This is a genomic window from bacterium (genome assembly GCA_035945995.1).
GTDB lineage: Bacteria > Sysuimicrobiota > Sysuimicrobiia > Sysuimicrobiales > Segetimicrobiaceae > DASSJF01.
This window is the reverse complement of sequence record DASYZR010000047.1, coordinates 1-25,727: the sequence shown is the minus strand read 5'-3', so window position 1 is coordinate 25,727 and position 25,727 is coordinate 1. Positions and strand designations below refer to the sequence as shown.

Sequence of the window (25,727 nt, the reverse complement as noted above, 5' to 3'; positions counted from 1 at the left end):
CCGGACTCCGGATTTTCTGACTGACCCGACGTGGTTTCACAAGGCCGGGGCGGGGCCGCTGTACGATCTCGCGGTATATCCGCTCCACGTACTGACCGGCGTGCTAGGGCCGGCCAAGCGCGTGACGGCCTTCTCCGGGATCGCGATCCCGCGGCGAGTTGTGGGCCAGGGGCCTGCGCGCGGACGATCGATCACCGTGGAGGTCGATGACAATACGCACCTCATGCTGGATTTTGGGGTCGCCACCTTCGCCTACGTGGACGCGACTTACTGCGTGCTGTCATCCAGAGGCCCACGCATGGAGTTCTATGGCGAGACGGGCGTCATGAACTTGGCGTCGACTCTAGATGAGCCGGTTATTGAAGTGTTTCGGACCGATGCCGCGAGCGGGCTGCGCGGTTGGATGACTCCTGAGGCCGTCTTTCGGGGACGTGTCAATCCGCCCCGCAAACGCCCCGATCCGCCGCCCTACACCCTCGTGGCCGGCGTAGAGCACCTTGTCGAGCACTTGGAGCGGGGCACGCCTCTCGTGTTGACTGCCGCGCACGCCCGCCACGTGCTGGAGATTACGCTGGCTGTGCAGCGATCGGCCCGTGAGGGCCACGCGGTTGAGCTGCGGACCACGTTCGAGCGGCCGCGGTTGTAGCGGCTCCCGGGATCTAGGCGGGTTCGGACGCAATTCGCTCGTCGAGGCGGGGTGACATCGTGAAAGTCGGATGTACCGCATGGGCGTTTACGAGCCCGGGATACGCGGCGCCGTATGAAGACGCAATCGATGCGGTCGCGCGGCTTGGGTTCAAGGGCGTCGAGCTGATCCTGTTCTCCGAGCAGGATCTCCGCGAGTACTACACGCCGGCCCGCATCCGGGACCTGCGGCAGCGATACCGTTCGCAGGGCCTCACCCTGTCACAATTTGCCGTCTACGACGCGCTCGCGGGAGACCTCGCGAGTTTGGACGCGGCGCGCAAGCAGCGGTCTCTCGGGTTCTTCGGCGAGGCGGCCAAGATCGCGCACGAGCTGGGAACAGACACGATCAATATGGTGTCGCCGTGGCCGCGCGAGCTGACCGGACCGGTGCCATACGTGCCCCATGCCATTTATCTCGAAGCGCGCGGGCAGGACAAGTTCAACCCGAAACTCTGCCTGCAGATCGCTCCAACGCTCGACTGGTCTGCGATCTGGAGCAACTTTACGGATTCGGTGCGGCAATGCGCCGAGATCGCACACCGAGAGGGACTGCGACTGGCCCTTGAAGGCCACACGCACGTCATCGTGAGCCACACGGACTCTTTCCTACGGCTGTTCGACCATGTTCCCCACACCGCGCTTGGAAGCAACTTTGATACAGGTTGGCAGTTCATGCAGCGGGAGTACCTGCCGATGTCTGTGCGCAAGTTGGGTGCGAAGATCTTCCACGTTCACGCGAAGGACTCGGACGGGCTGCTCAGCTACTCCCTGCCGGCGGGACAGGGCATCATCGACTGGCACGATCTGGTGGACTCGCTGCGCAGCGTCGGGTACACCGGCTTTCTCTCGTTCGAACTCGGACGCTATCGCGACCCGGCGCGCTGGCTGAGCCAAAGCCGGCAGTATCTCGAGGACGTCCTCGCCGAGCACGGCTGCTTGTCATGAAGCTGGGAGTCCTCACCGCACTGTTTTCGTCGTCTCCGCTGGAGGCGGCCCTGGATCGCGTCAAGGCGCACGACCTGGACGCCGTCGAATTGGGAACGGGTAATTATCCCGGTGATGCCCACTGCAATCCCGACGAACTGCTCGACAACGGCGCCAAACTTGAGGGACTCCGGCACGCCGTGGCATCCAGGGGCTTGGTGATCTCGGCCCTCAGCTGTCACGGCAACCCGCTGCATCCCAGCCGCGATATCGCGAGGGACAATCATGAGACGTTCATCAAGACCGTGCGGCTTGCGCGACGCCTTGACGTGGACCGGGTATGTCTGTTCTCAGGTTGTCCGGGCGATTCGGACAACGCCCGCTATCCTAACTGGGTTACGTGCGCCTGGCCCACGGAATACAAGGAGCTGGTAGAGTGGCAGTGGACGGAGAAGGTGATTCCATACTGGCGTGAGCAGGCGGCGTTCAGCGCGTCCCACGGCGTGCGGCTGTGCTTCGAGATGCACCCCGGCTTCGCCGTCTACAATCCGGAGACCCTGCTGCGGCTGCGCAGCGCAGCGGGTGAGACCGTCGGCGCGAACTTCGATCCGAGCCATCTCTACTGGCAGGGAATCGATCCCGCGGCTGCGATCCGAACGCTGGGCGACGCAAGATCAATCTTCCACGTCCACGCGAAAGACACTATGATCAACAAAACCATGACCTCTCAAAACGGCGTGCTGGATACCAAGCCCTTGTCCGACGCCCGTACCCGATCATGGATCTTCCGGACGGTCGGTTACGGGCACGATCAGCTCCATTGGCGGGAGATCATCAGCGCGCTCCGGACGGCCGGCTACGATGACGTGCTGAGCATCGAGCATGAGGATTGGTTGGCTTCAGTAGACGAGGGATTTAAGCGCGAGGTGGACGCGGTGACCCGGGGCTACGCCGACAAGCGGGAATACTTTATCGACAAGCTCTCGCAGGGGATCGGGACGATCGCCGCGGCCTTTTGGCCCAACCCGGTGATCTTGCGCTTTTCCGATTTCAAAACGAACGAGTACGCGCACCTCGTCGGCGGCGCGGCGTTCGAGCCGCATGAGGAGAATCCCATGCTCGGCTGGCGCGGGGCCAGCCGCTACTACCATCCCGAGTACAAGGAAGGGTTCCTACTCGAGGTCGCCGCGGTCCGGCGGGTCCGAGAGCGGTTCGGGCTCAAGAACCTCACGGTAATGGTCCCGTTCTGCCGGACGCCCGAGGAGGGACGGCGGGTGCTTGACGTGATGCGGGAAGGCGGGCTCGTGCGGGGTGAAGACGGCCTCGAAGTATATGTCATGGCCGAGCTTCCCTCCAACGTGATCCTCGCCGAGCAATTTGCCGACGTGTTCGACGGATTCTCGATCGGCTCGAATGATCTGACGCAGCTCGTGCTGGGCGTGGACCGCGACTCGGACCGGGTCGCCGGCCTCTTCGATGAGCGAAACGAAGCGGTCAGACGGGCGTGCGCGGAGCTGATCACCAAGGCCCACCGGGCGGGGCGGAAGGTCGGGATCTGCGGCCAGGCCCCGTCGGATTACCCGGAATTCGCGGCGTTCCTGGTCGACGAGGGGATCGATTCGATCAGCCTCAACCCGGACGCCGTCGTGTCGGCCAAACTACGGGTGATCGAGGCGGAACGGCGTCTTGCGGGGACGAGGCAGGCGGCGGCCGCGGGATCCTGAGTGCCACCCGCCGCGGCGGGGCTGCAAACGGTGATGCTGATCAGGTGGCTCGCGTGGCTGGAATCATCGTGCTCATGGTGGCTGCACCAACGCACAGACTGCGACCACCGCTGAGGATCCTCAGCGCTGTCTTGATTCTGCTGGTGGTGGGACTGCGCGCGCAGTCCAAGACGTAGAGGCGATGAAGCGGTAGTCCTCCCGGCGCACCCTGGATGCCGCACAACCGGGATCGAGCATCTCGGCTATCATGGTCGCGTCGCTCTGGCTTGACACGCATCTAGCGAGTCTAGCTGCCGGAATCCAGCCTTGACGATTTGTCGTCGTCCCAGACGTAGACTGCCTCGAGCCGGATCTCCTGATAGACCCCCTCGGCATGCTCTGCGTTGCGGAGGCTTACCTGGAGAGTCGGCGCCGCGGGATGATCGTGCGGTCCTTTGCGACCAGGGATGTGCGGGGCGTTTCCGGTCGTGCCCGACGTGGTAGCGGCGGTCGAGATGCGCGCCGGAGGCCAAATCAGACCGAAGCCCGATTCCGGCACGCAGTCCAATTGACGATGATAGAGTGGGGCGAGGGAGTGGTGGGTCGTGTTGGGAGAACTCGGTTGGATGGGTGTGCTCGCGGCACTCCTGAGGGCCATTGGTGTTGTTGAGCGCATTGTTGTCGTGCTGGGATGGCGCGTCGAAGGTGAACGCCAGGCCCTGACGGGCGACGGACAGCGTATTCCTGGTCAACCCCCGGGCGGGGCAGGTGGACAGACCGACGCGGAAATGAAGCGCGTTCGTGAGATTTACGATCGCCTGAAGGTCCGGGTTGCCTAGCATGGCCGAGTCGCCCGCACGTTCGGCGCTCGCCCTGCCGGCCGAATCCCTTCGCTGGACCTGCGATCCGTCGGGTTTCGGCTTTGCGACGACAGCCGATCTGCCGGCGGAGGTGCACGTCACGGGGCAGGCGCGGGCGATGAGGGCGCTGACGTTCGGACTCTCCGTCGATCAGCCCGGATACAACATCTTCGTCAGCGGGTATCCCGGGACGGGCCGGAACACCTACGCGCGGACTCAGGTCGAGGACGCGGCCCGCGAACGACCGGTCCCGCCGGATTGGTGCTACGTCCGCGATTTCGGCGCGGCCGATCGACCCATCGCCATCTCGATGCCGGCAAGCCGGGGGCGGGCTTTTCGCGACGGCGTGGCGGAGTTCGTGAGAGACGTGTCCGAAGGGCTCCGCCGCGCATTCACGAGCGAAGCGTACGAGCGACAGCGCGCGGACGTCGTCAAACGCTACGCGCAGAAGATCGAAGCCGTCTGGGAAGGCTTGGAGGCCCAGGCGCGAACCCACGGGTTCGCGCTGCAGCGCACGCCGACGGGCGTGCTCACCGTGCCCGTGGACCTGCGCGGGGAGCCCATCCCCGCGGAGACCTTCGAAGCGCTTCCGAAGGCCGACCAGGCCCGCCTCGTCGAGCGGATGAAGGAACTCGAGGAGCTCGTCAGCGACACCGGCCGGAAGATACGGGCGCTGGAGCGGGAGGGCCGCGACGCGTTCCGCCGCCTGGAGATCGAGACCGCTGGATCGGTCGTTGACGCGCCGCTGGAGCGCCTCCAGCAAGAGTACCGCGATCACGCGAAGGTCATCGCCTTCCTCGAGGCGAGCAAACAAGACATGCTGGCGCGCCTCACCGACCTGCTGGCCGCCGGGGGGGAGGGCGCCGGCGGGCGGCCGGCGCTGCTGCCGCTGCCGCGGCCGGACCCGTTTGCCCGCTACCAGGTCACTCTGCTGGTCGACAACAGCGCGACGCGCGGCGCCCCCGTCGTCGTGGAGCCAAACCCCACCTACTACAATCTGGTCGGCAAGGCGGAATACCGGGCCGAGTTCGGCACGCTGGTCACCGATCCGTCGATGATCAAGGCGGGCGCGCTCCACCGCGCCAACGGCGGGTACCTGATCCTCCAGATCCGCGACGTCCTGACGAACCCGTTCGCCTACGAGGGTCTCAAGCGGGCGCTCCGGAGCCGGGAGATCCGGATCGAACCGCTGGGCGAGTCGCTGGGCATGATCGCGGTGAGCACGCTCAGGCCGGAGCCGATTCCGGTGGACGTCAAAGTCGTCCTCGTCGGGACGCCGGACCTCTATCATCTGCTCTATGCGTTGGACGAAGAGTTCGACAAGCTGTTCAAGATCCGCGCCGACTTCGACGTCGTGATGGATCGCACGCCCGCATCCGAGCGGGAGTATGCCCGGACGATCGCGTCCGTATGCCGCAATTCGCACGTGCGCCAATTCGACGCCTCCGGCGTGGCGGCCATGCTCGAGTACAGCGCCCGGATGGCGGGGAGCCAGGACAAGCTCAGCACGCGGTTTGGCGCGGTGACGGAGATCGCGTTCGAGGCGTCCGCGTGGGCCGGCCGGGAGGGACGGGAGCTCGTCACGCGGGACGACGTGCGGCGCGCGATCGAGGAAAAGGTCTACCGGTCGAGCCTCGTGGAGGAGAAGCTTCGCGAGCTGGTCGCTCGGGGACAACTGCTCATGGATACCGACGGCGCGGTGGTCGGGCAGGTCAACGGGCTGTCGGTACTGCAGCTCGGCGACTATACGTTCGGCCACCCGAGCCGCATCACGGCGCGGGCCCACCTCGGGAGCCGCGGGGTGGTCGACATCGAGCGCGAGGCCCGGATGTCCGGACGGATTCACACGAAGGGCGTGTTCGTGCTGGCGGCGTTTCTCGCCGGCCGCTTTGCGCAGCAGTACCCGCTCAGCATCTCCGCGTCGTTGACGTTCGAGCAGCTGTACTCGGACGTCGACGGCGACAGCGCCAGCTCGACGGAGCTCAGCGCGCTGCTCAGCGAGCTGTCGGGCGTGCCGATCGACCAGGGGATCGCGGTGACCGGGTCCGTCAACCAGAGGGGGGAGATCCAGCCGGTCGGCGGCGTCAACGAGAAGATCGAAGGCTTCTACTCCGTGTGCAAGATCAAGGGTCTCACCGGCCGGCAGGGCGTTGTGATTCCGCATCAGAACGTCCGCGACCTGATGCTGCGCGAGGAGGTCGTGACGGCCGTCCGGGAGGGCCGGTTCCACGTGTGGGCGATCCGTACCGTCGACGAAGAGATCGAGCTCCTCACCGGGGTAGCGGCGGGGACACCCGACGCCGCTGGCCTCTACCCCGCCGACTCCGTCAACGGCCGCGTCGCCGCGCGCCTCACGGAATTCGCGCGGCGCTACCATGAGTTCGGGGTGACCGACGAGCAGCGCGAGCTCGTCCGTCAGGGCGCGCCGTGAACGCGGGTCACGCCGCCGCCGGCGCCGCCCAGAATATGACCATGACCCGATGGACCGGGCAGTACCACAACGATATGTTGCGTAGTGGGAGCGCACGCAGCATACGCTGAGTCAAACGTCGCCGGACGGACTCCGAAGGTCGGCCATGTTCACTTCAGAGGCACCTCTGGAGAACACCAGCCGACGGTAGGACCCGTCGGGGGCGGCCGAAGACAGCGCGAGCCGTCACGTAGGTGCGTTCCTTTGCTGTTGTCACGCGGCGGGCTAACGCCGTCGCACCCTAGGAATAGGAAGGCGAGAAGTTCGGCCGTCCTCAGAAACAAAGGCCGCGCCCGAAGGCGCGGCCTCATCGGGCGCAGCGAAACGCGCGGTCTTTAGGCCGCGGTCTGCACCTTCACCGGAATCGGCTTCACCGGCGCTGCCTTGGGGATCTTCACTTCCAGCACCCCGTCCTTGTAGACGGCCTTGGCCTCCGCGCCCTTCACGGGCGTGGGAAACCTGAGCGTGCGGACGAACGCCCCGTACAGGAGCTCACGGTAGTAGTAGTTGCGTTCCTTCTGCTCTTCTTCGTGCTTCGTCTCGCCCCGCAGCGTGATCATGTCATCGGTGACGGTGATCTCCACCTGCTTCGGATCGATGCTGGGCAGATCGGCCCTCACGACTACCTCGTTATTCGTCTCGAACATCTCGACCGCGGGTTCCCATTCTTTGGGGGTCGTTGCCCGCCGTGGGTGGCGCAGAAGAACCTCGTCAAACATCCGGTCCATCGACCGGCGAAGCCCTCCGAGATCCTCAAATGCATCCCACCGGAATGGATCCCACCGCACAATGCTCATCTTCCTTCCCCCCTTGCCATATTGCCGTTCGGACGGTGCGCGCCTCATCGCCATCTTTACCGTAGACCTGCGGTCCGGCGGCGTACATCCGGTACGCAACCGAGGGCGATCGGTGCGGGACCCGATAGGCGGCGGGCCTGCGTCCTTTCTATGCTGACGCTAGATGTAGACGACGGCGGGGGTGAAGTGGCGACGGTGACGTCTGCACGGAGCCGTTTGACGCTTTCGGCGATCAAAGCCGACATTGGCAGTATCGGGGGGCACACGCTGCCGAGCGTGGAGATGCTCCAGGCCGCATCGCAGATGCTGGAGGCGCGCCGCAGCTCGTCGCTGATCGACTTCCGGGTCACGCACACCGGTGACGACATCTGTCTCTGATGACGCACCGCCGCGGGGTCGGTTCGGGAGAGATCCACCGCCTGGCGTTCGACGTGTTCATGGCCGCCGGCTCGATCGCGGAGCGGCAGGGCCTCTACGGGGCGAAGCAGGACCTCCTGAAGAGCGACTTCTCCGGCAACGTGCAGGGCATGGGGCCGGGCGTCGCGGAGATGGACATCACGGAGCGGGCGGCCGAGCCGTTCATGGTGCTGACGGCCGACAAGACCGAACCCGGGGCGTTCAACCTGCTGCTGTACCTGACGTCCTGCGATCCGATGTACTGCTCGGGCCTGCTGCTCAGTCCGGACATCGGCAAGGGATACACGTTCACGATCGTGGACGTGAACCATACCGAGGCGGAGCGGGAGATCACGCTGCGCGCGCCCGAGGACCTGTACGACATGGCGGCCCTGCTGCGGGACACCGGCCGGTTCGTCGTCAAGAGCATTCACTCGCGGGCGCATCCGGAGGAGCAGGCGGCGGCGCTCTCGACGACGCGGTTGAAGCACATCGCCGGCAAGTACGTCGGAAAGGACGACCCCGGTGGCGGTCGTCCGCACCCAGAAGATCTTCCCGGCGACGGAAGAGTTCGGGCTGGCGTTCAGCAAGGTGCCGTTCGTCGCGGGCGACACGCGCGGCAGCCACAACATGCCGCTCGCGCCGGTGCCGATCAACACCGACTCGAGCATCTTCTACTGTCTGCCGATGGTGTCGGCGGCCGGGTACTCGGTGCGCGACGGGGTCCTGACGGGACCGGTCGACCTATTCAAGAACCCGGTGTGGGACGTGTTCCGCACGAAGGCCGTGGAGAAGGGGGCCGAAATCCGCGCGCAGGGCTTCTTCAACGCGGCGATGCTGGGAATGGAGGAACTCGAGTACGGCGGGATCATGGAGCGCCTCAGAAACCTGGATAAGCGCTTCGTCGTGCACGGCTCGGAGCCGCAGCTCGTTCCGGCCCCTGCGTCGGACTAAGCGTGCCGGCTTACATCACAAAACAGGGCGCGCCGCGCTACGGCGCGCCGGGCTGTCGCGGCCGGGGGCCGTCCCTACCCAGTATGGTTCCGGTCGTCATCTCCCCGGGGGCGGCCCTCTCCTCCCCCGCGGCGCCGGTCGTCTCCTGTTCTTCGGCGAGGTCGCGCAGGAGGATCACCCGCTGGTAGACGGGAATGCGGCCTTCCTCGCGGAACCCGTACCGCGAAAACACCTTCCGCAGCGCCGTCTGATCTTCGTACAACTCGACGGCGAGCTGGGTCAACCCCACCTGCCGTGCGACGCCCATGATCTCTTGAAGCAGCACGGTGCCGATCCCGCGGTTCCGGTATTCAGGCCGGACGTAGGCCCGGAACCTCCCGATCTGCCGCATCGGGCCGACCGCGCGCCGGTGCAGGGTGGCATCCCCCACGATCTTGCCGTCCAGTTCGGCCACGATCGGGAGCACGCGATCGTAATTCAGGTTCCGGCACCAACGGAGGACGACCGTCGGGTCGCTCACGTTGTCCTGCAGGTTTCGGAGTTCCTCGTGCGGGATGTCGATGAACAGCGCAACCAGCTTGTCTCGATCGCCGCTCACCACCGGACGCAAAATCACCATGGCGCCGTCGGGCAGTTCCACGGGCCGAGGATACGGCGCAAGGATGCGCCGAAGTGTCGGCGACGTGCGCATCCGCGGCGGTGCGGACAACGTCTTTGTGGCCATTGGGCAACCTCCCAGCGCTTCTAGCCGGCCGTGTTTCGGCAACACCAGCGTACTCTCGGCCCGCGGGACCCGGCTATCGGCTGCGGGGCGGAAGTCGGGTCGGGCGCCGGCCCGATACCGCGGACGCCCGCCGGGAGATACGCTGCCCCGTTGCCGCCTGCGCGCTGAGCGTCGAGGAAGCGGCCGGCAAGGTTCAGCGCAGCGGGACAGGGAACGTTCAGTCCCTCGGAGATCGGCCGGGCCTCGGTACCGAGCCCGGCGCAGAGCGTCTGCATGCGCGTCACGATCCGCTCGGCGTCCGGGCCCTGCGCCAGCCGGGCCTGGAAGTCTTCGATCATCGTCGGCGCCAGCAGCAATCGCTGTAGCGCGCCGGCCGCGTAGTCGAGGCAGAAGACAAAGGACTCGTCGTTCCGCTCGATCGCATCGACCGCGTAGTCGTCGATGTAGTTTCCGCAGCTATAGAGAATCGGCCGGCCCCGATAGATCTCGACGCCGCGTACGACATGCGGGCTGTGGCCGAGGACCACGTCGGCGCCGGCGTCGGCGAACAGATGAGCGGCGGTCACGTGCTCATCCGGCGGCGCGTATCCCCAGTTCGGCCCCCAGTGGGCCGACACGATCACGAGGTCGTTGGTCCGGCGCGCCTCTTTGATGACGGTGAGCAGCCGGGCGAAACGCCGGTCGCGGGGATCCACCGGAACATAGTGCACGCCCGGGGACCCGGCTTCCCATTCCGGCTCGTTGTCGGTGAACGCGACGCACGCCACGCGCGTCTCGAGAGCCCTGAACTCCGCGGGCCGGCGCGCGGCCTCGAGAGACGCGCCTGCGCCCGCCGGACGGATCCCGTGCCGGACAAGCGCGGCGATGCAGTCCCGGAGCGCGTCCGGGCCATAATCCAGCGAGTGGTTGTTGGCCAGCGAGACCGCGGTCACGTGCGCCGCCGCAAGCACGGCCACGAGCGCATCGGCCGAGCGGAGCAGTGACAGCGTATTCCCCCACGGATGCTCCGGAGCCGCCGTGGCCAGGTGCCGGTTGACCAGCCGGCCGAGCATGACGTCTCCAAGCAGGACGATCCGCATCGCCGCGTCATCATGGTAGTGCCTGAGCCGGGAAAGGTATCTCAGCCCACCGCCTGATCACGGGTCAGTCGCGCGTCCGACTGACCCCGCCTCGGAGCCGGGTTAGAGTGAAGATGGAATCGCAGGGGTGCAGAGCGGGAGGCGGATCGCGCCATGATGTTCATTGACCGCGGGGATGCGGGAAGGCGACTGGCCGCCGCGGTGAAAGAGCGGCTCGGCGAGGCGAAGGACGTGATTGTGCTTGGTCTGCCCCGCGGCGGGGTCGTAGTGGCCGAGGAGGTGGCCCGGGTTCTGCGCAGCCCTCTCGACATCGTCGTGGTGCGAAAGATCGGAGCGCCGGGCATCGAGGAGCTCGCGATCGGCGCCGTCGGCGAAGCCGGAGCGCCGGTGCTCAACGAGGCATTGATCGAGTCGGCGGGCGTGTCGAGCCGGTATCTGGCTCACGCCATCGAGGCGGCGCGACAGGAGGTCAGGCGTCGCGTTGAGGCCTATCGCGCGGGACCGCGCCCCGACGTGCGTGACAAGAACGTGGTGCTGGTCGACGACGGCATCGCGACAGGATACACGGTTGAGGCGGCCATCGCCACGCTCCGCGGGTGGCGGGCCGCCCGAATCATCCTGGCCGTTCCGGTCGCTCCGCCGGAGGCCATCGCGCGATTTCGGGGCCTGGTGGACGAAACCGTCGTACTCTACGTTCCACCCGAGTTCTTCGCGGTCGGTCAGTTCTATGTCGGCTTTGCTCAGGTGGGCGACGACGAGGTGAAGGCGGCCCTCAGCGAGATGAGCGCCCGCGCAGCATGAGCGGCGGCGCAAATGAGGAGATGGTCGAGATGGCGAACATGCGCGCGTACGACATCATGACGAAAGACGTCCTCACAGTCACCCCCGACGTGTCCGTGGACGAGGTCCGCGACCTCCTCTTCCAGCACGCCGTTCACGGTGTTCCGGTCGTGGACGACTCGGGACGGCTCGTCGGCATCGTCAGCGTGGTCGACCTGGCCGGTAAGCTCGGAACGAGGGTCTTACACATTATGGAGCACAATCCGGTGACCGCCTCGGAGGATGCGTCGATTGGAGAGATCGCCTCTCTGATGCTCACGAAGAGGGTCCGCCGGATACCCATTCTCCGCGATGGAAGCCTCGTGGGGATTGTCGCGGCGAGCGACATCATCCGGGCCTTCCTTGACCTCGAGGAGGAGCGCGCCGCCGAGCGCGGCGTCGTCGAGAGCGAGAAAGTCTGACCTCAGGGCCCCGACGGGTACGTCGAACCGCTCGGCGATCTTTCTCGACTTCTCGATTAGCTGGTCGGCCTGGCGTTTCGCCTCTGGCATCGGATCGGGTTCACCTGCCGTGTACTCGATCGTAGCGGGGGAGCAGACATACGCCGTAGAACCCGCCGGGCAGACGCACCACGATGACTTCTCCGGCGGCCTGTAGTGTTTGCAGCGCCTCCGTCCACTCGTCGGCGACGACATTGATAGCAGCGGAGGCAGCACTGAAGACCGGAAGATCCGTGCGGCGTGGTGTCTCCCGAGCCGCACCACGAGCAGCGGAGACGGCCGGGCGAGTGATCGACAGGCGCACGCTTCGAGAATGTGAACACGTCCTCCTCACCACCACCACCACGCCATCGACACTGTAATAATAGGTAGCGACCATACCCCTGGAATCCGGTCTCCGCCGGGGCCGCAATGAGGTGGAGGCCTGATATTTTTGCCTGACCGTGTGGGCGTAGACTTTTTTTAGGTCTTCCGGAGAGTCCCCTCATCGTCGCGACGCGCGTGCAGCCGATCCAGAATCAAGCGGCAGGCAACGCAGAAGTGTCCGCGCTCCCGGCCGAAGAGGTGCTGCGCGTCCTCGGGGCCTTCCGGCAGGGACTCTCTGCCGTGGAAGAGGAGTACCGGGCGGAGCGCGCCGTCGAGGCCTTGCGCCAGCTCCTCCCCCGGCGCGCGCGGGTGATCCGTGACGGGCAGGCGCGCGAGATTCCGGCCGAGGAGCTGGTTCGGGGCGACCTCCTCGTCCTGGAAGAGGGCGGGCACGTTCCGGCGGACGCGCGCCTGATCGAGGAAGCCGCCCTGGCTGCGGATCACGCCGTTCTGACCGGAGAGTCGGTCCCGCAGCGGCGCATCGCGACCGCAGTGCGGCCCGCCCTCGGTGGGATCGACCTGCCTCCGAATTGCGTGTTCATGGGGACCTCCATCACAAGCGGCTCCGGGATAGCCGTCGTATACGCGACCGGGATGCGCACGAGGTTCGGCGCGATTGCCGGGCTCACGATGACGATCCAGGACGAACCAAGCCCGCTGCAACGGCAGGTGGCGCGGATGGCGCGAACGGTTGCGGCCAGCGCCTGCGCCATAGGCGTGGCGCTCTTCGCTGTCGGGTGGGCGACCGGCGTCCCGCTTGCGGCCAACTTCCTGTTTGCACTCGGCGTGATGGTCGCCATGGTCCCGGAGGGACTCCCGGCGACGCTGACGCTGGCGCTGGCGATGGGCGTGCAACGCATGGCCAGGCGCCGGGCGCTGCTGAAGCGCCTCTCCAGCGTGGAGACTCTTGGAAGCACCACGGTGATCTGTACCGACAAGACGGGGACGCTCACGCTCGGCGCCATGACCGTGCAGCGCGCGATGGCTGCGGAATCCCGGTGGAGTATCACCGGCGTGGGCTATGCGCCGGAAGGAGCATGGGTCGCGGAGGACGGCACGGCGGCCGGACGCCCGCCGGATCTCCTGCTGCGGTGCGCCGTCCTGTGCAATCGCGCCCGTCTCGTTCCGGGGCCAGAAAGAGAGTGGCACGTTCAGGGAGATCCAACCGAGGGCGCGCTCCTGGTGGCCGCCCGCAAAGCCGGCCTGACGGTCGACGCCGCGGTGGCCGTGGAACCCCGGCTTCGCGAGCTGCCGTTCGATCCCGTACGGAAGCGGATGAGCACGATCCACAGGCTGGCGGACGGCGGGATCCGCGCGTACGTCAAAGGCGCCCCGCGGGAGATCCTCGCGCGGTGCACGCGGGCATTCGGTCCGGCCGGAGTGGTGCCTTTTGAGGACGGCGCGCGCGAGCGCATCGTCGCGGTCAACGACGAATACGCCCGGGGGGCGCTGCGGGTCCTGGGATTTGCCTACCGGGATCTGCCCCGTCCTGTGAATCACGGTCGTGCGGACGACGTTGAGCGGGACATGGTCTTCCTCGGCCTCATGGCGATGCTGGACGCCCCCCGTCCCGAAGTGGCGCAGGCCGTCGCAGCGGCCCAACGGGCCGGGATCCGCATTCTCATGGTGACCGGCGATTACGGATTGACGGCCGAGGCGATCGCCCGACGGTTGGGGATCGTCCGGGACGAGGGGGTTCGAATCATCACAGGAGCCGACCTCGACGGGCTTACCGACACGGCGCTGCTGACCTCGATCGATCGCGAGGACGTGATCTTCGCCCGCGTGTCCCCCGCGCACAAGCTGCGCGTGGTCAACGCCCTGCGCCACCGAGGAGAAGTGGTGGCCGTAACCGGAGACGGCGTCAACGACGCGCCCGCGCTGCGCCGCGCCGACATCGGAATCGCGATGGGACAGACCGGGACCGACGTCGCGAAAGAGGCGGCGGCGATGATCCTGTTGGACGACAGTTTCGCGACGATTGTCGCGGCGATCGAAGAAGGCCGGGCGGTCTTCAGCAACTTCCGGAAGGTCACCATTCAAGTTTTTTCCCACAACCTCGGGGAACTACTGCCAATCATCTTCGGGGTGCTCTTTCACACGCCGCTGCCCCTCACGGCGCTGCAGGTGCTGAGCATCGACATGGGAACAGATGTCCTGCCCTCGCTCGCCTTGGGCGCAGAACTCCCGGAAGCCGGCGTGATGGACGCGCCGCCCCGCAGCCAGCGGGAGTCTTTGCTCGGTCCTCGTGTCGCGGGGCGCATCCTCTTTCGCGGCGCCATCGTCTCCGCAACCGCCATCGTCGGATTCGTGCTGTCGCTTCTGCGCGGCGGATGGGCGTGGGGACATCCCCTGGCGGCGGATGCGCTCCTCTACCGGGAGGCCATCACGATGACGAACGCCGGGATCGTCGTGACCCAGATCGCGAACGCGTACACGAACCGGACAGACCTGACATCGCTGTTTCGCATCGGGCCGCTGCACAACGCGTTTCTCAACGTCGGGGAGGTCGTGGCTGTGGCGATCATCCTGGCCATCGCCTACTGGCCACCGGCCCAGGCGTTCTTCAACACGGCGCCAGTCCCGGGGTGGGGATGGGGGGTCGTCGCCGCCGGGGCGATCACACTGCTGGTCGCGGAAGAGATCCGAAAGGCATTCGTGCGGCGCGGGGCAACGGTGACACGAAGGGAGGTGGACCTGTGAGGCTCATCATCGTGGGCTGCGGCCGCGTGGGACGGCTCGTGGCACGGACGGCGGTCCGGGCCGGTCACGAGGTTGCCGTGGTCGACGTCAACCCCGCGGCGTTGGAGGATCTCGGCAGCGGGTACACAGCGCGGCGGATCACCGGCATGGGTTTCGACCGGGCGACGCTGCTCGCCGCCGGCGTCGAGCATGCTGATGCACTGGCCGCCGTCACGGGGGCCGACAACGCGAACGTGCTCATCTGTTTGGTCGCGCGGGACGAGTTTCACGTGCCTCGCGTCGTGGCGCGCATCTACGACCCTCAACAGGCGGAGATCTACCGGCGGGCCGGGATCCCGACCGTCAATCCAACCTCCTGGGGCGCCGGCCGCATCACCGATCTCCTGTGGCACCCCGCCTGGCATGTGCACGAGGTGCTGGGAGAGGGCGGCGTGCAGATGGTCGAGGCCGAGATTCCGCATCGGCTTGCCGGACGGTCTGTCGACGAACTGAACGTCCCGGGCGAGATCCTGGTGACGGTGGTCACCAGGAGCGGCGCGTCGCTGGTTCCGTATCCGGGCATGGCGTTTGCGGCAGGCGACCGTGTGTACTGCACGGTGCGCAGCGCGTCACGCGGCCGGCTCGAGAGTCAGCTGGCCCGGTAAAAACCTGTGAGCGCGTGCAGGAAATCGGTCCGTTGGAGGGATCGGGGTGCCCAAGAATTCGCATCAGCTCAGCGAATTCTTGGGGTGAGCTGGGAGGGCGGCAGATGAAGGTACTCATTATCGGAGCAGGCAAGGTCGGCGGGCACCTGGCGGGTGCGCTCGCTGGATCGAAGCATACGGTGACGATTGTGGACCGGGATGCCGCAGCGTGTGCCGAGGTGCACACGCACGGCATCGAGGCTGTCTGTGGTGACGGCTGTTCACCAGAGTGGCTAGAGCGGGCCGGGGTCCGTCAGTGTGACGTCCTGGCGGCGGTGACCGGAGTCGACGAGAACAATCTGGTCGCGGCCTTCCTTGCCCGGCGGGAGTATAGCGTCCCGCGGGTGATCGCCCGCGTCAACCATCCGGCAAACGCTTGGCTCTTTACCCCGGCGCGGGGCGTGGATCTTGCGGTCAGCCAGGCACACCTGATCTCGACGATCATTCAGGAAGAGCTCTCGGTGGGGGCGATGGTGACCCTGGCCTCGTTGCGCGGGGGAAAGGTGGCAGTGGTCGAGGAGCGGGTACCCCCCGGGTCGCCGCTCGTCGACCGGCCGCTCCGGAACGTCTCGCTGCCGCCGCACGCGGCGATCGTCGCAGTATTGCGGGCCGGCGAAGTGCTCTCCCCGGGCCCCGAGATCGTCTTCCAGGAGGGTGACGAAATCGTGGCCATCGCCGAAATCGGTGCTGAGCCGGCCCTGGCCGCCTTGATCGGGGGGCCGGGTTCGTAGAGCCGGCGGGTCAGGTCCGAAATAGGATGGCGGCCGGCGCGGCATTGGCGTCTCCTGAGCACATCATTCTCGTTCGCGCCCGTCGGGTGTCTCCGATTTGGCTTTGCGTTCCATGACGGTGTAAGGAGCCAAGGTGGGCGCTATATGATAGCCGTTGCCGGCGTGCCGGTTCAGTTCGCCTTCCAGTTCCTCGCGTCCGAGGCCGTTGACCGTTGCGTGCAGCACCACGTACTCAATCGACTCTCCGGTCACCATTCCGTCTTGCCGCGGCTTGTAGACATCGTCCCGTCACCGCGCCCGAACGTCTGACGCCGTGTCGCCAGCGTGCGCCTCCGGCATAAGATGGCGGACGAACCACTCGGCGGCCAAGCGCGCGACCTCCTCCAATGTACCCGGTTCCTCGAACAGATGGGTCGCACCGGGCACGATCGCCAGGTGCTTCTCCACGCGAAGGGCGCGGAGGGCCTCCTCGTTCATCGTCAGCACCGTTCGATCCCGCCCCCCGACGATGAGCAGGGCGGGAGCACGAACCCTGCCCAGCCCGTCGCGGGCCAGGTCGGGGCGACCGCCTCTGGAGACGATCGCGCCCACCGCCTTGGGCCGCTGCGCCGCGGCCACCAGCGCGGCCGCGGCCCCGGTGCTGGCGCCGAAGTGCCCGATTCGGAGGTTGCGCGTCGCTGTCCCGGCGAGCAGCCAGTCCGTCGCGACGACCAGTCGCGTCGCGAGAAACGGGATGTCGAAGCGTAAACGGCCTGTCACCGCGTCCGCCTCTTCTTCGGGCACGGTCAACAGATCCATCAGCAGAGTCGCTAGCCCGGCCGCGCGGAGCGTCTGCGCGACGAAGCGGTTCCGCGGGCTGTGGCGGCTGCTGCCGCTTCGGTGCGCGAACAGGACAACGGCATGGGCTCCGGCGGGGACCGCCAGCGTACCGTCGAGCGCGACCTCGCCGGCGGGGATCCGGACCGGCGGTTCGTCGTGCGCGGCGGACGTCTCAATCGAACCACTCATGACGCGTCACCGCCCTTCCATTTTCTTCCAGCGTAAGGCCGCGCGGTGACCGGCGAAATCGGTCTACAGTCCGATTCGGGCCTCTGGCTCCGTCTCGAGTTGCGGTGCGGGCTCGCCGCCAGCCTCGGGTCCCGATCCGGCCTCGAATCCTCCACGGGCCTGATGGCGGCGCGGGAGTGAGATTTCCTACCATGAAGCTGGGAGGCCTGCGGCTGGGTGGACGGCGCCGGTTGTGTCGCTCGACGGCGTGAGACGGGTGCTTGCGGATCTTCCCACCGCCGCACGAGGCGCTGGCGGCGGCAAACATCAATCCCGTGGCCCGGAGTTTGGTGGCCGGCTGGCCGCCGGCCCTGACCGCGGCGTCGAGCGTCGGGGGCCTGAACGAATGCCAGCGCTATCATCACGGAAACACGCGGTGTCACCACGGGAGCCTAAGGCCGAGGCGGTCGCGCCGACGGCCGGTCCCGGCGAGGATATCCTCGCCACGTATCTTCAGGAGATTCGCAGGACCCCGCTGCTGACAGCCGAGGAGGAAGTCGCGCTCGCGAAGCGGGCGGAGAAGGGAGACGCTGAGGCAAGGCGCCACCTCGCGGAAGCCAACCTCCGGTTGGTGGTCTCTCCATCGCCAGGAAGCACGTGGGGCGCGGCCTCCCGCTGCCAGACCTCATCCAGGAGGGGAACCGCGGTCTCCTTCGGGCAATCGAAAGGTTCGACTGGCGGCGGGGGTGCCGGTTCAGCACGTACGCGACCTGGTGGATCCGGCAGGCGATTGCCCGCGCCGTGGCAGATCAATCGCGGACGATCCGCATCCCGGTCCACATGAGTGAACAGGCCTCAAAGTTGCTGCGGGTGTCCCGCACGCTCGCCCATCGGCTCGGGAGAGAGCCCACGCTCCAGGAAATCAGCCGGGCGATGAAGCTGCCTGCCGGCCGCGTGCGCGAAATTCTCGAGCTTCCACGGCAGGTCGCGTCGCTCGAGATGCCCGTCGGAGCAGCAGAAGAAGCGTCGCTTCAAGACTTCATCGAGGATGCGGAGTCACCCACACCTGAGAACGCAGCCGTCGCGTCTATGCTCGCTGGTGAGGTGCAGCACCTGCTGGTCACGCTCACGCCTCGGGAGCGCAAAGTCCTGCGCCTTCGGTTTGGTCTCGACGGGGCACGTCCGCACACGCTGCAGGAAGTGGGACGCACGCTTAAGCTCACGCGGGAGCGCGCCCGCCAGATCGAGCAGGAGGCGTTGCGGAAGCTGCGGCAGCCCGCACGGGCCAGACGGCTCGGGAATTTCGTCGCCTGATGCGCCTGCCGGCGCGGTCGACAGAATGACCCGGGAGCCCGGTCCGTGACCGCGTGGTCGAGCGTCACCATCGACCACGTCCGCGGTGCCGTCGCCGGATGGGGGCCGTGGGGCCCCGTTGCGTCGATCATCATCACCGTCATCAACACATTTCTTCCGTTCCCAACCGACGCCATGATCGTGGCCAACGGCGCCGTCTTCGGGTTTTGGGAAGGCCTCGCGGTGTCGCTCGCGGGGGCGATGGCGAGCGCCTGCCTTGCCTTTGGGATCGCCCGTATGGTGGGCCGGGAAGCGGCACAGCGCGTGATCCCGCCGGCGACGCTTGCCTGGGTGGACGGTGCCGCAGCACAGGCTGGGTGGGGAGCCATCCTGTTGATTCAGTTCCTTCCGCTGCTGCCGTACAGCCTGCTGAATTTCGCGCTCGGGCTGACGTCCGTGCGATGGTCCACGTTCCTATGGGTGACGCTCCTGAGCATCCTCCCCACCGACATCCTCCTCGTCGTGCTGGGCTACAGCGTCGCCGAGACCCGCGTCGTCCTCCATGTGGTGATCGCCGCGCTGATTGTTCTCGTCATGCTCATGGTCTGGCTTCGCCGTCGGATGGCTCGGGTGCTTAAGGTACCGGCGAAGTTCGCTTGAGGGCGACCGCCGGCGCGCATCGGCGGGATTGCGAATCTCGATGCTGCTGCATCATGGTCAGGCGGTCGCACGTGCCGAGGCCGGACGCGGTTGGACCGGCGCCGAAGGGGAGAGACCCGTAGGGCCGAGGCCTGAGGTGCAAGTAGGTCTAAGCCCGATGGCCGCGTTCTCCAACCGGAAGTACCATGACGTTGGAAATCGCCAGAGCCGGCATCTGAGTGCCGCTGAATCGCTCCGGGCCAAGGATGGACGGAAAGAGGAGGGCTCGACGTGGCCGAGATGCGGAAGCGCGAAGCAGCCGCAACGGTCCCGCAGGACTTCGGGGGGATTTGCGGGCTCCACTGGGAGGGCAATGCCTGGTACGAGACGCTGGGCGCAAGTTGCGCCACGCAGGAGACGCTGGACCCCGGACGCGTCTGTCCCGTGTACGCATGTGCGAAGGAGCGGGGTGTCACCCAATGCGGGGTTTGCCCGGAATTCCCCTGTGAGCTGCTGGTGCACCTGGCGGCCCAGTCTGGCCCGGACGATCCACGAATCGAGTCCGCGGAGACGCGTGCCCGCCTGGGCGACGCCGCGTGGGCAGACTGGGCGCGGCCTCGGAAAATGTGGCTGCGTGCGTTCTGTCCCCTTCGGGGAGGGCCTACTCATACCTAGCGTCCGCCCGCAGGCCGGGAATGAAGGGTATGAGTCCTCACGCCGCGGGGACGTGAGCAGGCGGTGTCGGCGTCCGCGCAAGGCCGTGGGTGTTACGCGGGGGCCTTCTTCGCACAGTTCCTCGTTGAGGCCGTCGTGCTGTTGGTGCTGGGTGGCATTGCCGGCCCGGCGTCGTGGCGAGCAGCCTCGCCGGTCGGTGCGTCGGCTAAGGTGACGCGATGCGGGTCGTCATCGCCTTAGGCGGCAATGCCCTCCTGCGCCGGGGCGAGTCGCTGGAAGTCGATATCCAGCGGGCCAACGTCCGGCGGGCGGCGCGTTCGATCGCGGAGGTGGCCCGCGCTCACGAGATCGTCGTGACGCACGGCAATGGTCCCCAGGTCGGGCTGCTCGCGCTGCAAGGCGAGGCGTTTCCAGACGTGCGCCCGTACCCGCTCGATGTCCTCGGCGCGGAAAGCGAAGGCATGATCGGGTACCTGATCGAGCAGGAACTGGCGAACGAGCTGCCGACCCGCGACGTCGTCACCCTCCTGACCCAGGTGGTTGTCCAGCGTACCGATCCGGCATTCCGGGCGCCGAGCACGCCGGTCGGGCCCGTCTACACGGAGGAAGCGTCGCGGCGGCTTGCCTCCGAGCGGGGCTGGTCGATGGCCCGTGACGGCAACCGGTTCCGCAGAGTTGTCCCGTCCCCCGAACCCCGGCGGATCCTGGAGTTGCGGGCGATCCGGCTGCTCGTGGAGGCCGGCGCGACGGTGATCTGCGCCGGCGGCGGCGGGATTCCGGTCGCGATCGACGAGGCGGGGGCGATTCGAGGCGTTGAGGCGGTGATCGACAAGGATTTGTCGGCGGCGCTCCTCGCCCGTGCGTTGCGGGCGGATGCGCTGCTGATGCTTACCGACGTGCGGGCGGTCCACCGCGACTGGGGCACGCCCCAGGCGCGGCCGATTACGAGGGCGACGCCCGGCGAACTCCGGCAGACGGCGTTTGCCGCGGGTTCGATGGGACCCAAGGTCGAGGGAGCCTGCCGGTTCGTCGAATCGACTGGAGGATTCGCCGTGATTGGTGCCCTGGAAGACGCCGCGACCATGCTGCGCCAGGAAGCCGGCACCACGGTTCGTCTCGATCGTTAGCGGACGGCCGCCAAGACGGCCGTGGCCAGCACACCCTCAGGCCGGTCGCGGGCTTCGTAGGTCACCCGAACGATCGGTTGTGCGATCGTGATGACGCGCTGCAGGTCAACGGGCGTCGCGCAGACGACCACGTCGCACGGGACCGCGGCGATCGTCGCCTCGAGGTCTCGTAATTGCCGGTCCCCATAGCCTATCGCTGGCAGCACGGGACCCAGATGCGGATATTCTCGGTACGCGTCCGCGATGGAGCCTTGGGCCCACGGCCGAGGATCTACGAGAGATGCTCCGAGGCGCTGCGCGGCGAGCGTTCCGGCGCCAAAGGCCATCCCGCCGTGCGTGAGGGTGGGGCCGTCTTCAACGACAAGCGCCCGGTGGTCGCGGATTCGGTCCTCGCGGTCGACCAGGATGGTCAGGTCCGCCTCCACAATTTGGGCGCGGGGATTGAGTGTGCTCACGGTTGCCCGGATCGCCTCCGGCGGTGCCGTATTGACCTTGCTGATGATCACCACGTCGGCCATCCGTACGTTGGCCTCTCCGGGGTAATGCGCGGTCTCATGCCCGGGCCGGAAGGCGTCGGTGACGACGATGTGGAGATTGGGCCGGATGAACCGGAGATCGTTGTTGGCGCCGTCCCACAGGAGGACATCAGCCTCCTTCTCCGCCGCCGGCAGCACCCGCGCGTAGCCGACGCCCGCGAAGACCGGGAGGCCTCGGGCAAGGTGCGGCTCGTACTCCTCACGCTCCTCGATCGTGCAGGCCTGGCGGTCGAGGTCGTCCGCCGACGTGAACCGCTGGCATGCCTGCCGCGCCAGATCTCCATACGGCATCGGATGCCGGACGACGGCGGGGCGCAGCCCCGCGGCCCGGACGATCTCGGCCACCCGGCGTGTGATCGGGCTCTTCCCGGCGCCCGTCCTCACCGCGCACACCGCGACGATAGGCTTCCCCGCGGCGAGCATCGTGCGGTGCGGGCCAAGCAATACGAAGTCCGCGCCGCAGGCGAGCGCGATCGAGGCCAGGTGCATGAGGTGCTCGTAGGAGACGTCACTGTACGCAAAGACCATCTGATCGGCGCGGAGGTCCCGGATCAGGTCGGCCAGCCCGGCTTCCGAGACGATCGGGATGCCGTCGGAATAGCGGGATCCGGCCAGCTCCAGCGGGTAGCGGCGGCCGGCGATGTTGGGGATCTGCGTTGCGGTGAACGCCACGACCGTGACCGCCGGGTCGTCGCGGTAGTAGACGTTGAAGTTGTGGAAATCCCGTCCAGCCGCGCCGAGGATCACGACTCGCGCGCTCACCGGTCCGGTCTCCGATGCATCGGACAGCCCTGGCGCACGTGCCGTCCACCCTGAGGCCGGGGATGGCTAGCATGGACGTATGGCAGAGGTCAGCGCCGGCCTGTTGATGTGCCGTGTACCGGGAAACACGATTGAAGTCTTCTTAGTCCACCCCGGAGGACCCTATTGAGGCCAAGCGGAGCAGGAAGAGGGCCTCGAATAAGGCCGCAGGGTGATCGCCGCGTCTTCCCCGTTTGCGGGCGGCGCTGACCGGCGCAGCGTGTGGGGGCCGGTCGCCTTCGTTGCAGACGAGCAAGGCGTCCACGCCGCCGCGCGGGAGCTTGTCGACGTCCCGAGCGACGGGGTCCCGAATCCGGCTCATTGCCGCACGATCTTCGCCCCACGCGCTCCGTCGCGAGAGGCATTGCTCTTGACGTAGGGCCGTGACCTGCCGGTAAATCCGTCGCCGGCCTGATGGCGGCGCCGAACCGGTCTTTTTACGATAGTGAAAAGCGGTCTCACCCGGGCGCGACGGTAGCCCATACGGCATCTCGATGAAAGAGGCGGTGACGACATGGCGGACGTGCAGAAAATTCTGGAGAGTCTCAGCCAGGAGGAGCGGGTGGCGTTGGAGCGCGCGCTGAAAGGAGCATCCGGAGAACAGGGTGAGGAACAAGCGGGGAAGGGTGAAGAGGGGTGCTGTTGCGGTCACCACCACCATCATCATCACCGCCATCATTGCGGGTGCCACCATCACCATCACCACCACCATTGCTGTTGTTGCTGACGTATACTATCGGACAAAGGAACGGATTCTATGTATCGCCGACCGATAGGCCCGTGCGGAAGGCCGCGCTATCGTGAACGTGAGCATCCCGGAGGTGAGCCAGCATGACTGAGATCGAGTCGACGGGTGCCACAATATTACGGTCACCCTGCCTGGAGCGTTTGCGGGAGTATCTTGACATGGCGGGGGTCGCGTATCAGGTCTCGCACCACGCTCCGCGGTACACGGCTCAGGAGCTCGCGCAGGTGGAACACGTGCCGGGCAAGCTGATCGCCAAGGTGGTGCTGGTCATGGCGGATCAGCGTCTGATCATGGTCGTCGTCCCGGGCACCTCGCACGTCAACGTGCCGTGGGTGAGCGAGGCGCTAGGGGCGAAGAAGGCGCGGCTGGCCACGGAAGCCGAATTCTTGCGCGCGTTCCCGGACTGCGACGCGGGGGCGATGCCGCCGTTTGGCAACCTGTACCACATCCCGGTGTTGGTGGATCGGGGGCTGACCCGCGATCCGGTGATCCTCTTCAACGCAGGAACGCACGATCTGGTGATGACGATGACGTACGAGGATTTCGCGCGGCTCGTGCAGCCGAAGATCGGGATCTTCGCGGTGCAACCGCAAATCGCGGCGCCGTGACGGAGGTGGCGGGCCACGGTCGGCGTGGGCGTCGGGCGGGGAGTACGATCTGACCTGATACGGTAGCCTTCGGCCTTTACGCTGGGCTGACGGACGGGCCGTCATCTGACACGCCCGTCATCTGCCGAAAGAGCGCATCGAGGCGGGGACTGCGCTGAACGGGATAGGTGACGGCGCCGAGGCCCCGCAATGCCGGCGGCAGGGAAGCAAGGCGGTCCCGGCAGCGTTGGCGCGCGGTTTCGAGCGGCTCGCGCACGATGCGCGTCCCGTTCCGCATCACCTCGATGAGGAGCGGCCGTCCACCGGGCGGCGCGGGCTCGTCGTGGAGCACGATGATGTCTTCTCCGATTTCTCCGTTGCGGGTGAGCCGCCATATCTGTTTGCGTCCGGGCAGGGTTGCCTTACCGGCGCTGCGCTTGACGCGGTACCCTCGGCTGTCCTCGACGAGCTTGTACACGCCTCCGACGGCGGGCGCGTCGTACGAGGTCCCCATCTCGGTGCCCACGCCGAACGAATCGATCGGGGCGCCCGCCTCGAGCAGGCGGCCGATCTTGTCTTCGTTGAGGTCCCCGCTCGCGAGAATCTGCGCATCCCGAGCCCCGGCATCGTCGAGGATGCGGCGTACTTTTCGGCTCAGGTCGAGCAGATCGCCGCTGTCGAGGCGGACGCCGCGAAGGCGGTGCCCCTGAGCCCGCAGTTCGGCGGCGACGATCGCGGCGTTCCGCGCGCCCTGCACCGCGTCGTACGTGTCGATGAGCAGCAGGCACGCGTCGGGGAAGCTCCGCGCGTACGCGCGAAACGCCTCGAGCTCGTCATCATACGACATAACGTAGGAATGCGCCATCGTGCCGTATACGGGGAGGGCGTACACCATCCCGGCAAGCGTGTTGGAGCTGCCCGCGCAGCCGGCCAGATACGAGCACCGGGCGACCTTCATCGCCGCGTCGGTGCCGTGGTCGCGCCGCGGAGAAAAGTCTACGACCGGGCGGCCGCCCGCGGCCAAGACGACCCGTGCGGCTTTTGTGGCCAGCATCGTCTGACAGTTGATCTGGTTGAGGAGGAACGTCTCCACCAGTTGCGCCTCGATGCGCGGCGCCGTGACCTCGACGAGTGGCTCCTGCGGAAAGACTAGTTCGCCCTCCGGGATTGCCCGGACGTCTCCTGTGAACGCGAAGGTCCGGAGATAGTCGAGGAACGCGTCGTCAAACAGGCGCAGCGTACGCAGGTAGGCAATCGACTGCTCGGAGAAGCGTAGATCTTCGAGATACTCGAGGATGGTGTCGAGGCCGGCGGCGACCAGGAACCCGCGCCGCGGCGGCAGCGTTCGAACGAACAGATCGAAGGTGGCGCGCTCGTTGCGTGCCTCGCGGAAATAGCCCTGCGCCATGGTCAGCTCATAGAGGTCGGTGAGCAACGCCACCGTTTCCACCGTCACGAAATCCCGCATCAGCCCACCTGAACACTATCCGATCCGGATATCTTCCGCCATCCGATGCCGGTTCGATTCGCCGATGCCACCCCCGGACCCCGTCGGCTGCGCGGCGGCAGCTGAGCCGAACGCACGTGTCTACCAGTCGTACCCGCAAGCCCGGGCCGGATTCTGGCCGGAGTCCTACCGGCGCCGGTTCGACCTCGCGCCGAACATCCACGACATTCCGACGGTCAGGGCGGCCGCCGCTGGCCTGCGCGTGCTCTATACCTTCGAACTGGGCGACTCGGTGGAGCGCTGGTGGGCAGACCCGGAGCGCACGGTGGAGCAGGTGAGCGTGCTCGATCCGCTCGCCGGCGGCCGGTTCCTAGTGTGGGCCAACGACCTCGTGGCACACCTCAGCCGGCTGGTCGCGAATCGCATCCAGGCGCGGCCGCGGGTACCGGAGCACTGTCCGATGGTGAATAGGCCCCGGGCCTGATAGTCGCCGCAGGCGCCCGTCCCTACGATGAAGGTGCCCAGATCGA

Annotated in this window: 25 protein-coding genes and 1 pseudogene; 17 read left to right on the top strand and 9 right to left on the bottom strand. The window is 66.9% G+C overall.

The features are described from left to right. The 6 genes from VGZ23_04555 to VGZ23_04530 all read left to right on the top strand — a co-directional run. Positions 1-646: Gfo/Idh/MocA family oxidoreductase (locus VGZ23_04555; protein ID HEV2356869.1), on the top strand; the 646-nt coding region annotated here is incomplete at its 5' end. Between the two features lie 59 nt (positions 647-705). Then, positions 706-1,632, top strand: a complete 927-nt coding sequence (locus VGZ23_04550; protein HEV2356868.1) for a sugar phosphate isomerase/epimerase family protein — start codon at positions 706-708, stop codon at positions 1,630-1,632. After that, positions 1,629-3,335 carry a putative PEP-binding protein gene (locus tag VGZ23_04545; GenBank protein HEV2356867.1) on the top strand — a complete coding sequence of 569 codons (1,707 nt, stop codon included), beginning with the start codon at positions 1,629-1,631 and terminating at the stop codon, positions 3,333-3,335. The genes VGZ23_04550 and VGZ23_04545 overlap by 4 nt, the downstream gene beginning before the upstream one ends. 53 nt (positions 3,336-3,388) lie before the next feature. Next, positions 3,389-3,511, top strand: a complete 123-nt coding sequence (locus VGZ23_04540) for a hypothetical protein (GenBank protein ID HEV2356866.1) — start codon at positions 3,389-3,391, stop codon at positions 3,509-3,511. A 429-nt stretch (positions 3,512-3,940) separates the two neighbouring features. Next, positions 3,941-4,153 carry a hypothetical protein gene (locus VGZ23_04535; protein HEV2356865.1) on the top strand — a complete coding sequence of 71 codons (213 nt, stop codon included), beginning with the start codon at positions 3,941-3,943 and terminating at the stop codon, positions 4,151-4,153. 1 nt (position 4,154) lies between these two features. Then, positions 4,155-6,605: an ATP-binding protein gene (locus VGZ23_04530; GenBank protein HEV2356864.1), complete on the top strand. Its 2,451-nt coding sequence runs from the start codon at positions 4,155-4,157 to the stop codon at positions 6,603-6,605. Between the two features lie 374 nt (positions 6,606-6,979). Here the strand turns inward: VGZ23_04530 and VGZ23_04525 are convergent, their stop codons facing one another. Continuing rightward, complete coding sequence (locus VGZ23_04525; protein ID HEV2356863.1) at positions 6,980-7,441, bottom strand: Hsp20/alpha crystallin family protein; 462 nt, start codon at positions 7,439-7,441, stop codon at positions 6,980-6,982. A 150-nt stretch (positions 7,442-7,591) separates the two neighbouring features. On the opposite strand from VGZ23_04525, the pseudogene VGZ23_04520 reads away from it, so the two are divergent. Next, a pseudogene (locus tag VGZ23_04520) lies at positions 7,592-8,791 on the top strand (fructose 1,6-bisphosphatase). A gap of 37 nt (positions 8,792-8,828) precedes the next feature. On the opposite strand, the gene VGZ23_04515 reads toward VGZ23_04520, so the two are convergent. Both VGZ23_04515 and VGZ23_04510 read right to left on the bottom strand, forming a co-directional pair. Continuing rightward, complete coding sequence (locus tag VGZ23_04515) at positions 8,829-9,515, bottom strand: GNAT family N-acetyltransferase (protein ID HEV2356862.1); 687 nt, start codon at positions 9,513-9,515, stop codon at positions 8,829-8,831. Between the two features lie 20 nt (positions 9,516-9,535). Beyond that, positions 9,536-10,594, bottom strand: a complete 1,059-nt coding sequence (locus tag VGZ23_04510; protein HEV2356861.1) for a CapA family protein — start codon at positions 10,592-10,594, stop codon at positions 9,536-9,538. A 153-nt stretch (positions 10,595-10,747) separates the two neighbouring features. Between VGZ23_04510 and VGZ23_04505 the strand changes: the two genes are divergently transcribed. Beyond that, positions 10,748-11,395: a phosphoribosyltransferase family protein gene (locus tag VGZ23_04505; GenBank protein HEV2356860.1), complete on the top strand. Its 648-nt coding sequence runs from the start codon at positions 10,748-10,750 to the stop codon at positions 11,393-11,395. Further along, positions 11,392-11,835, top strand: a complete 444-nt coding sequence (locus VGZ23_04500; protein ID HEV2356859.1) for a CBS domain-containing protein — start codon at positions 11,392-11,394, stop codon at positions 11,833-11,835. The genes VGZ23_04505 and VGZ23_04500 overlap by 4 nt, the downstream gene beginning before the upstream one ends. A 100-nt stretch (positions 11,836-11,935) precedes the next feature. On the opposite strand, the gene VGZ23_04495 is transcribed toward VGZ23_04500, so the two are convergent. Next, entirely contained in the window at positions 11,936-12,253 is a 318-nt protein-coding gene (locus tag VGZ23_04495; GenBank protein HEV2356858.1) for a hypothetical protein, read from the bottom strand. Positions 12,254-12,375: 122 nt separating this feature from the next. On the opposite strand from VGZ23_04495, the gene VGZ23_04490 reads away from it, so the two are divergent. The 3 genes from VGZ23_04490 (at position 12,376) to VGZ23_04480 (ending at position 16,357) form a co-directional block, all read left to right on the top strand. Further along, entirely contained in the window at positions 12,376-14,943 is a 2,568-nt protein-coding gene (locus VGZ23_04490; protein HEV2356857.1) for a cation-transporting P-type ATPase, read from the top strand. Beyond that, the gene (locus VGZ23_04485; GenBank protein HEV2356856.1) at positions 14,940-15,587 is read left to right on the top strand and encodes a TrkA family potassium uptake protein; all 648 of its coding nucleotides are present in this window, start codon (positions 14,940-14,942) and stop codon (positions 15,585-15,587) included. Before VGZ23_04490 ends, VGZ23_04485 begins: the two co-directional genes overlap by 4 nt. 104 nt (positions 15,588-15,691) lie before the next feature. Continuing rightward, complete coding sequence (locus tag VGZ23_04480; protein HEV2356855.1) at positions 15,692-16,357, top strand: TrkA family potassium uptake protein; 666 nt, start codon at positions 15,692-15,694, stop codon at positions 16,355-16,357. Positions 16,358-16,420: 63 nt separating this feature from the next. Here VGZ23_04480 and VGZ23_04475 read toward each other — a convergent pair whose 3' ends face one another. Both VGZ23_04475 and VGZ23_04470 read right to left on the bottom strand, forming a co-directional pair. Continuing rightward, entirely contained in the window at positions 16,421-16,612 is a 192-nt protein-coding gene (locus VGZ23_04475; GenBank protein HEV2356854.1) for a hypothetical protein, read from the bottom strand. A gap of 33 nt (positions 16,613-16,645) precedes the next feature. Continuing rightward, complete coding sequence (locus tag VGZ23_04470; GenBank protein ID HEV2356853.1) at positions 16,646-17,365, bottom strand: dienelactone hydrolase family protein; 720 nt, start codon at positions 17,363-17,365, stop codon at positions 16,646-16,648. 636 nt (positions 17,366-18,001) lie between these two features. Here VGZ23_04470 and VGZ23_04465 point away from each other — a divergent pair. The 3 genes from VGZ23_04465 to arcC all read left to right on the top strand — a co-directional run bounded on the left by VGZ23_04465 (position 18,002) and on the right by arcC (position 21,078). Then, positions 18,002-18,658, top strand: a complete 657-nt coding sequence (locus VGZ23_04465; GenBank protein HEV2356852.1) for a sigma-70 family RNA polymerase sigma factor — start codon at positions 18,002-18,004, stop codon at positions 18,656-18,658. Between the two features lie 45 nt (positions 18,659-18,703). Then, complete coding sequence (locus VGZ23_04460; protein ID HEV2356851.1) at positions 18,704-19,297, top strand: VTT domain-containing protein; 594 nt, start codon at positions 18,704-18,706, stop codon at positions 19,295-19,297. Between the two features lie 872 nt (positions 19,298-20,169). Beyond that, positions 20,170-21,078 carry a carbamate kinase gene (arcC, locus tag VGZ23_04455; protein HEV2356850.1) on the top strand — a complete coding sequence of 303 codons (909 nt, stop codon included), beginning with the start codon at positions 20,170-20,172 and terminating at the stop codon, positions 21,076-21,078. Here arcC and VGZ23_04450 read toward each other — a convergent pair. Then, positions 21,075-22,376 carry a GTPase gene (locus tag VGZ23_04450; protein HEV2356849.1) on the bottom strand — a complete coding sequence of 434 codons (1,302 nt, stop codon included), beginning with the start codon at positions 22,374-22,376 and terminating at the stop codon, positions 21,075-21,077. The genes arcC and VGZ23_04450 overlap by 4 nt on opposite strands. 142 nt (positions 22,377-22,518) lie before the next feature. Further along, complete coding sequence (locus VGZ23_04445; protein HEV2356848.1) at positions 22,519-23,127, bottom strand: hypothetical protein; 609 nt, start codon at positions 23,125-23,127, stop codon at positions 22,519-22,521. A gap of 194 nt (positions 23,128-23,321) precedes the next feature. Between VGZ23_04445 and VGZ23_04440 the strand changes: the two genes are divergently transcribed. Further along, on the top strand, positions 23,322-23,771 hold the full coding sequence (locus tag VGZ23_04440) for a YbaK/EbsC family protein (protein HEV2356847.1): 450 nt from the start codon (positions 23,322-23,324) through the stop codon (positions 23,769-23,771). 76 nt (positions 23,772-23,847) lie between these two features. Here VGZ23_04440 and VGZ23_04435 read toward each other — a convergent pair whose 3' ends face one another. Further along, the gene (locus VGZ23_04435; protein HEV2356846.1) at positions 23,848-25,218 is read right to left on the bottom strand and encodes a nicotinate phosphoribosyltransferase; all 1,371 of its coding nucleotides are present in this window, start codon (positions 25,216-25,218) and stop codon (positions 23,848-23,850) included. A gap of 64 nt (positions 25,219-25,282) precedes the next feature. Between VGZ23_04435 and VGZ23_04430 the strand changes: the two genes are divergently transcribed. Beyond that, positions 25,283-25,681: a hypothetical protein gene (locus VGZ23_04430; GenBank protein ID HEV2356845.1), complete on the top strand. Its 399-nt coding sequence runs from the start codon at positions 25,283-25,285 to the stop codon at positions 25,679-25,681. Positions 25,682-25,727: the final 46 nt, after the last annotated feature.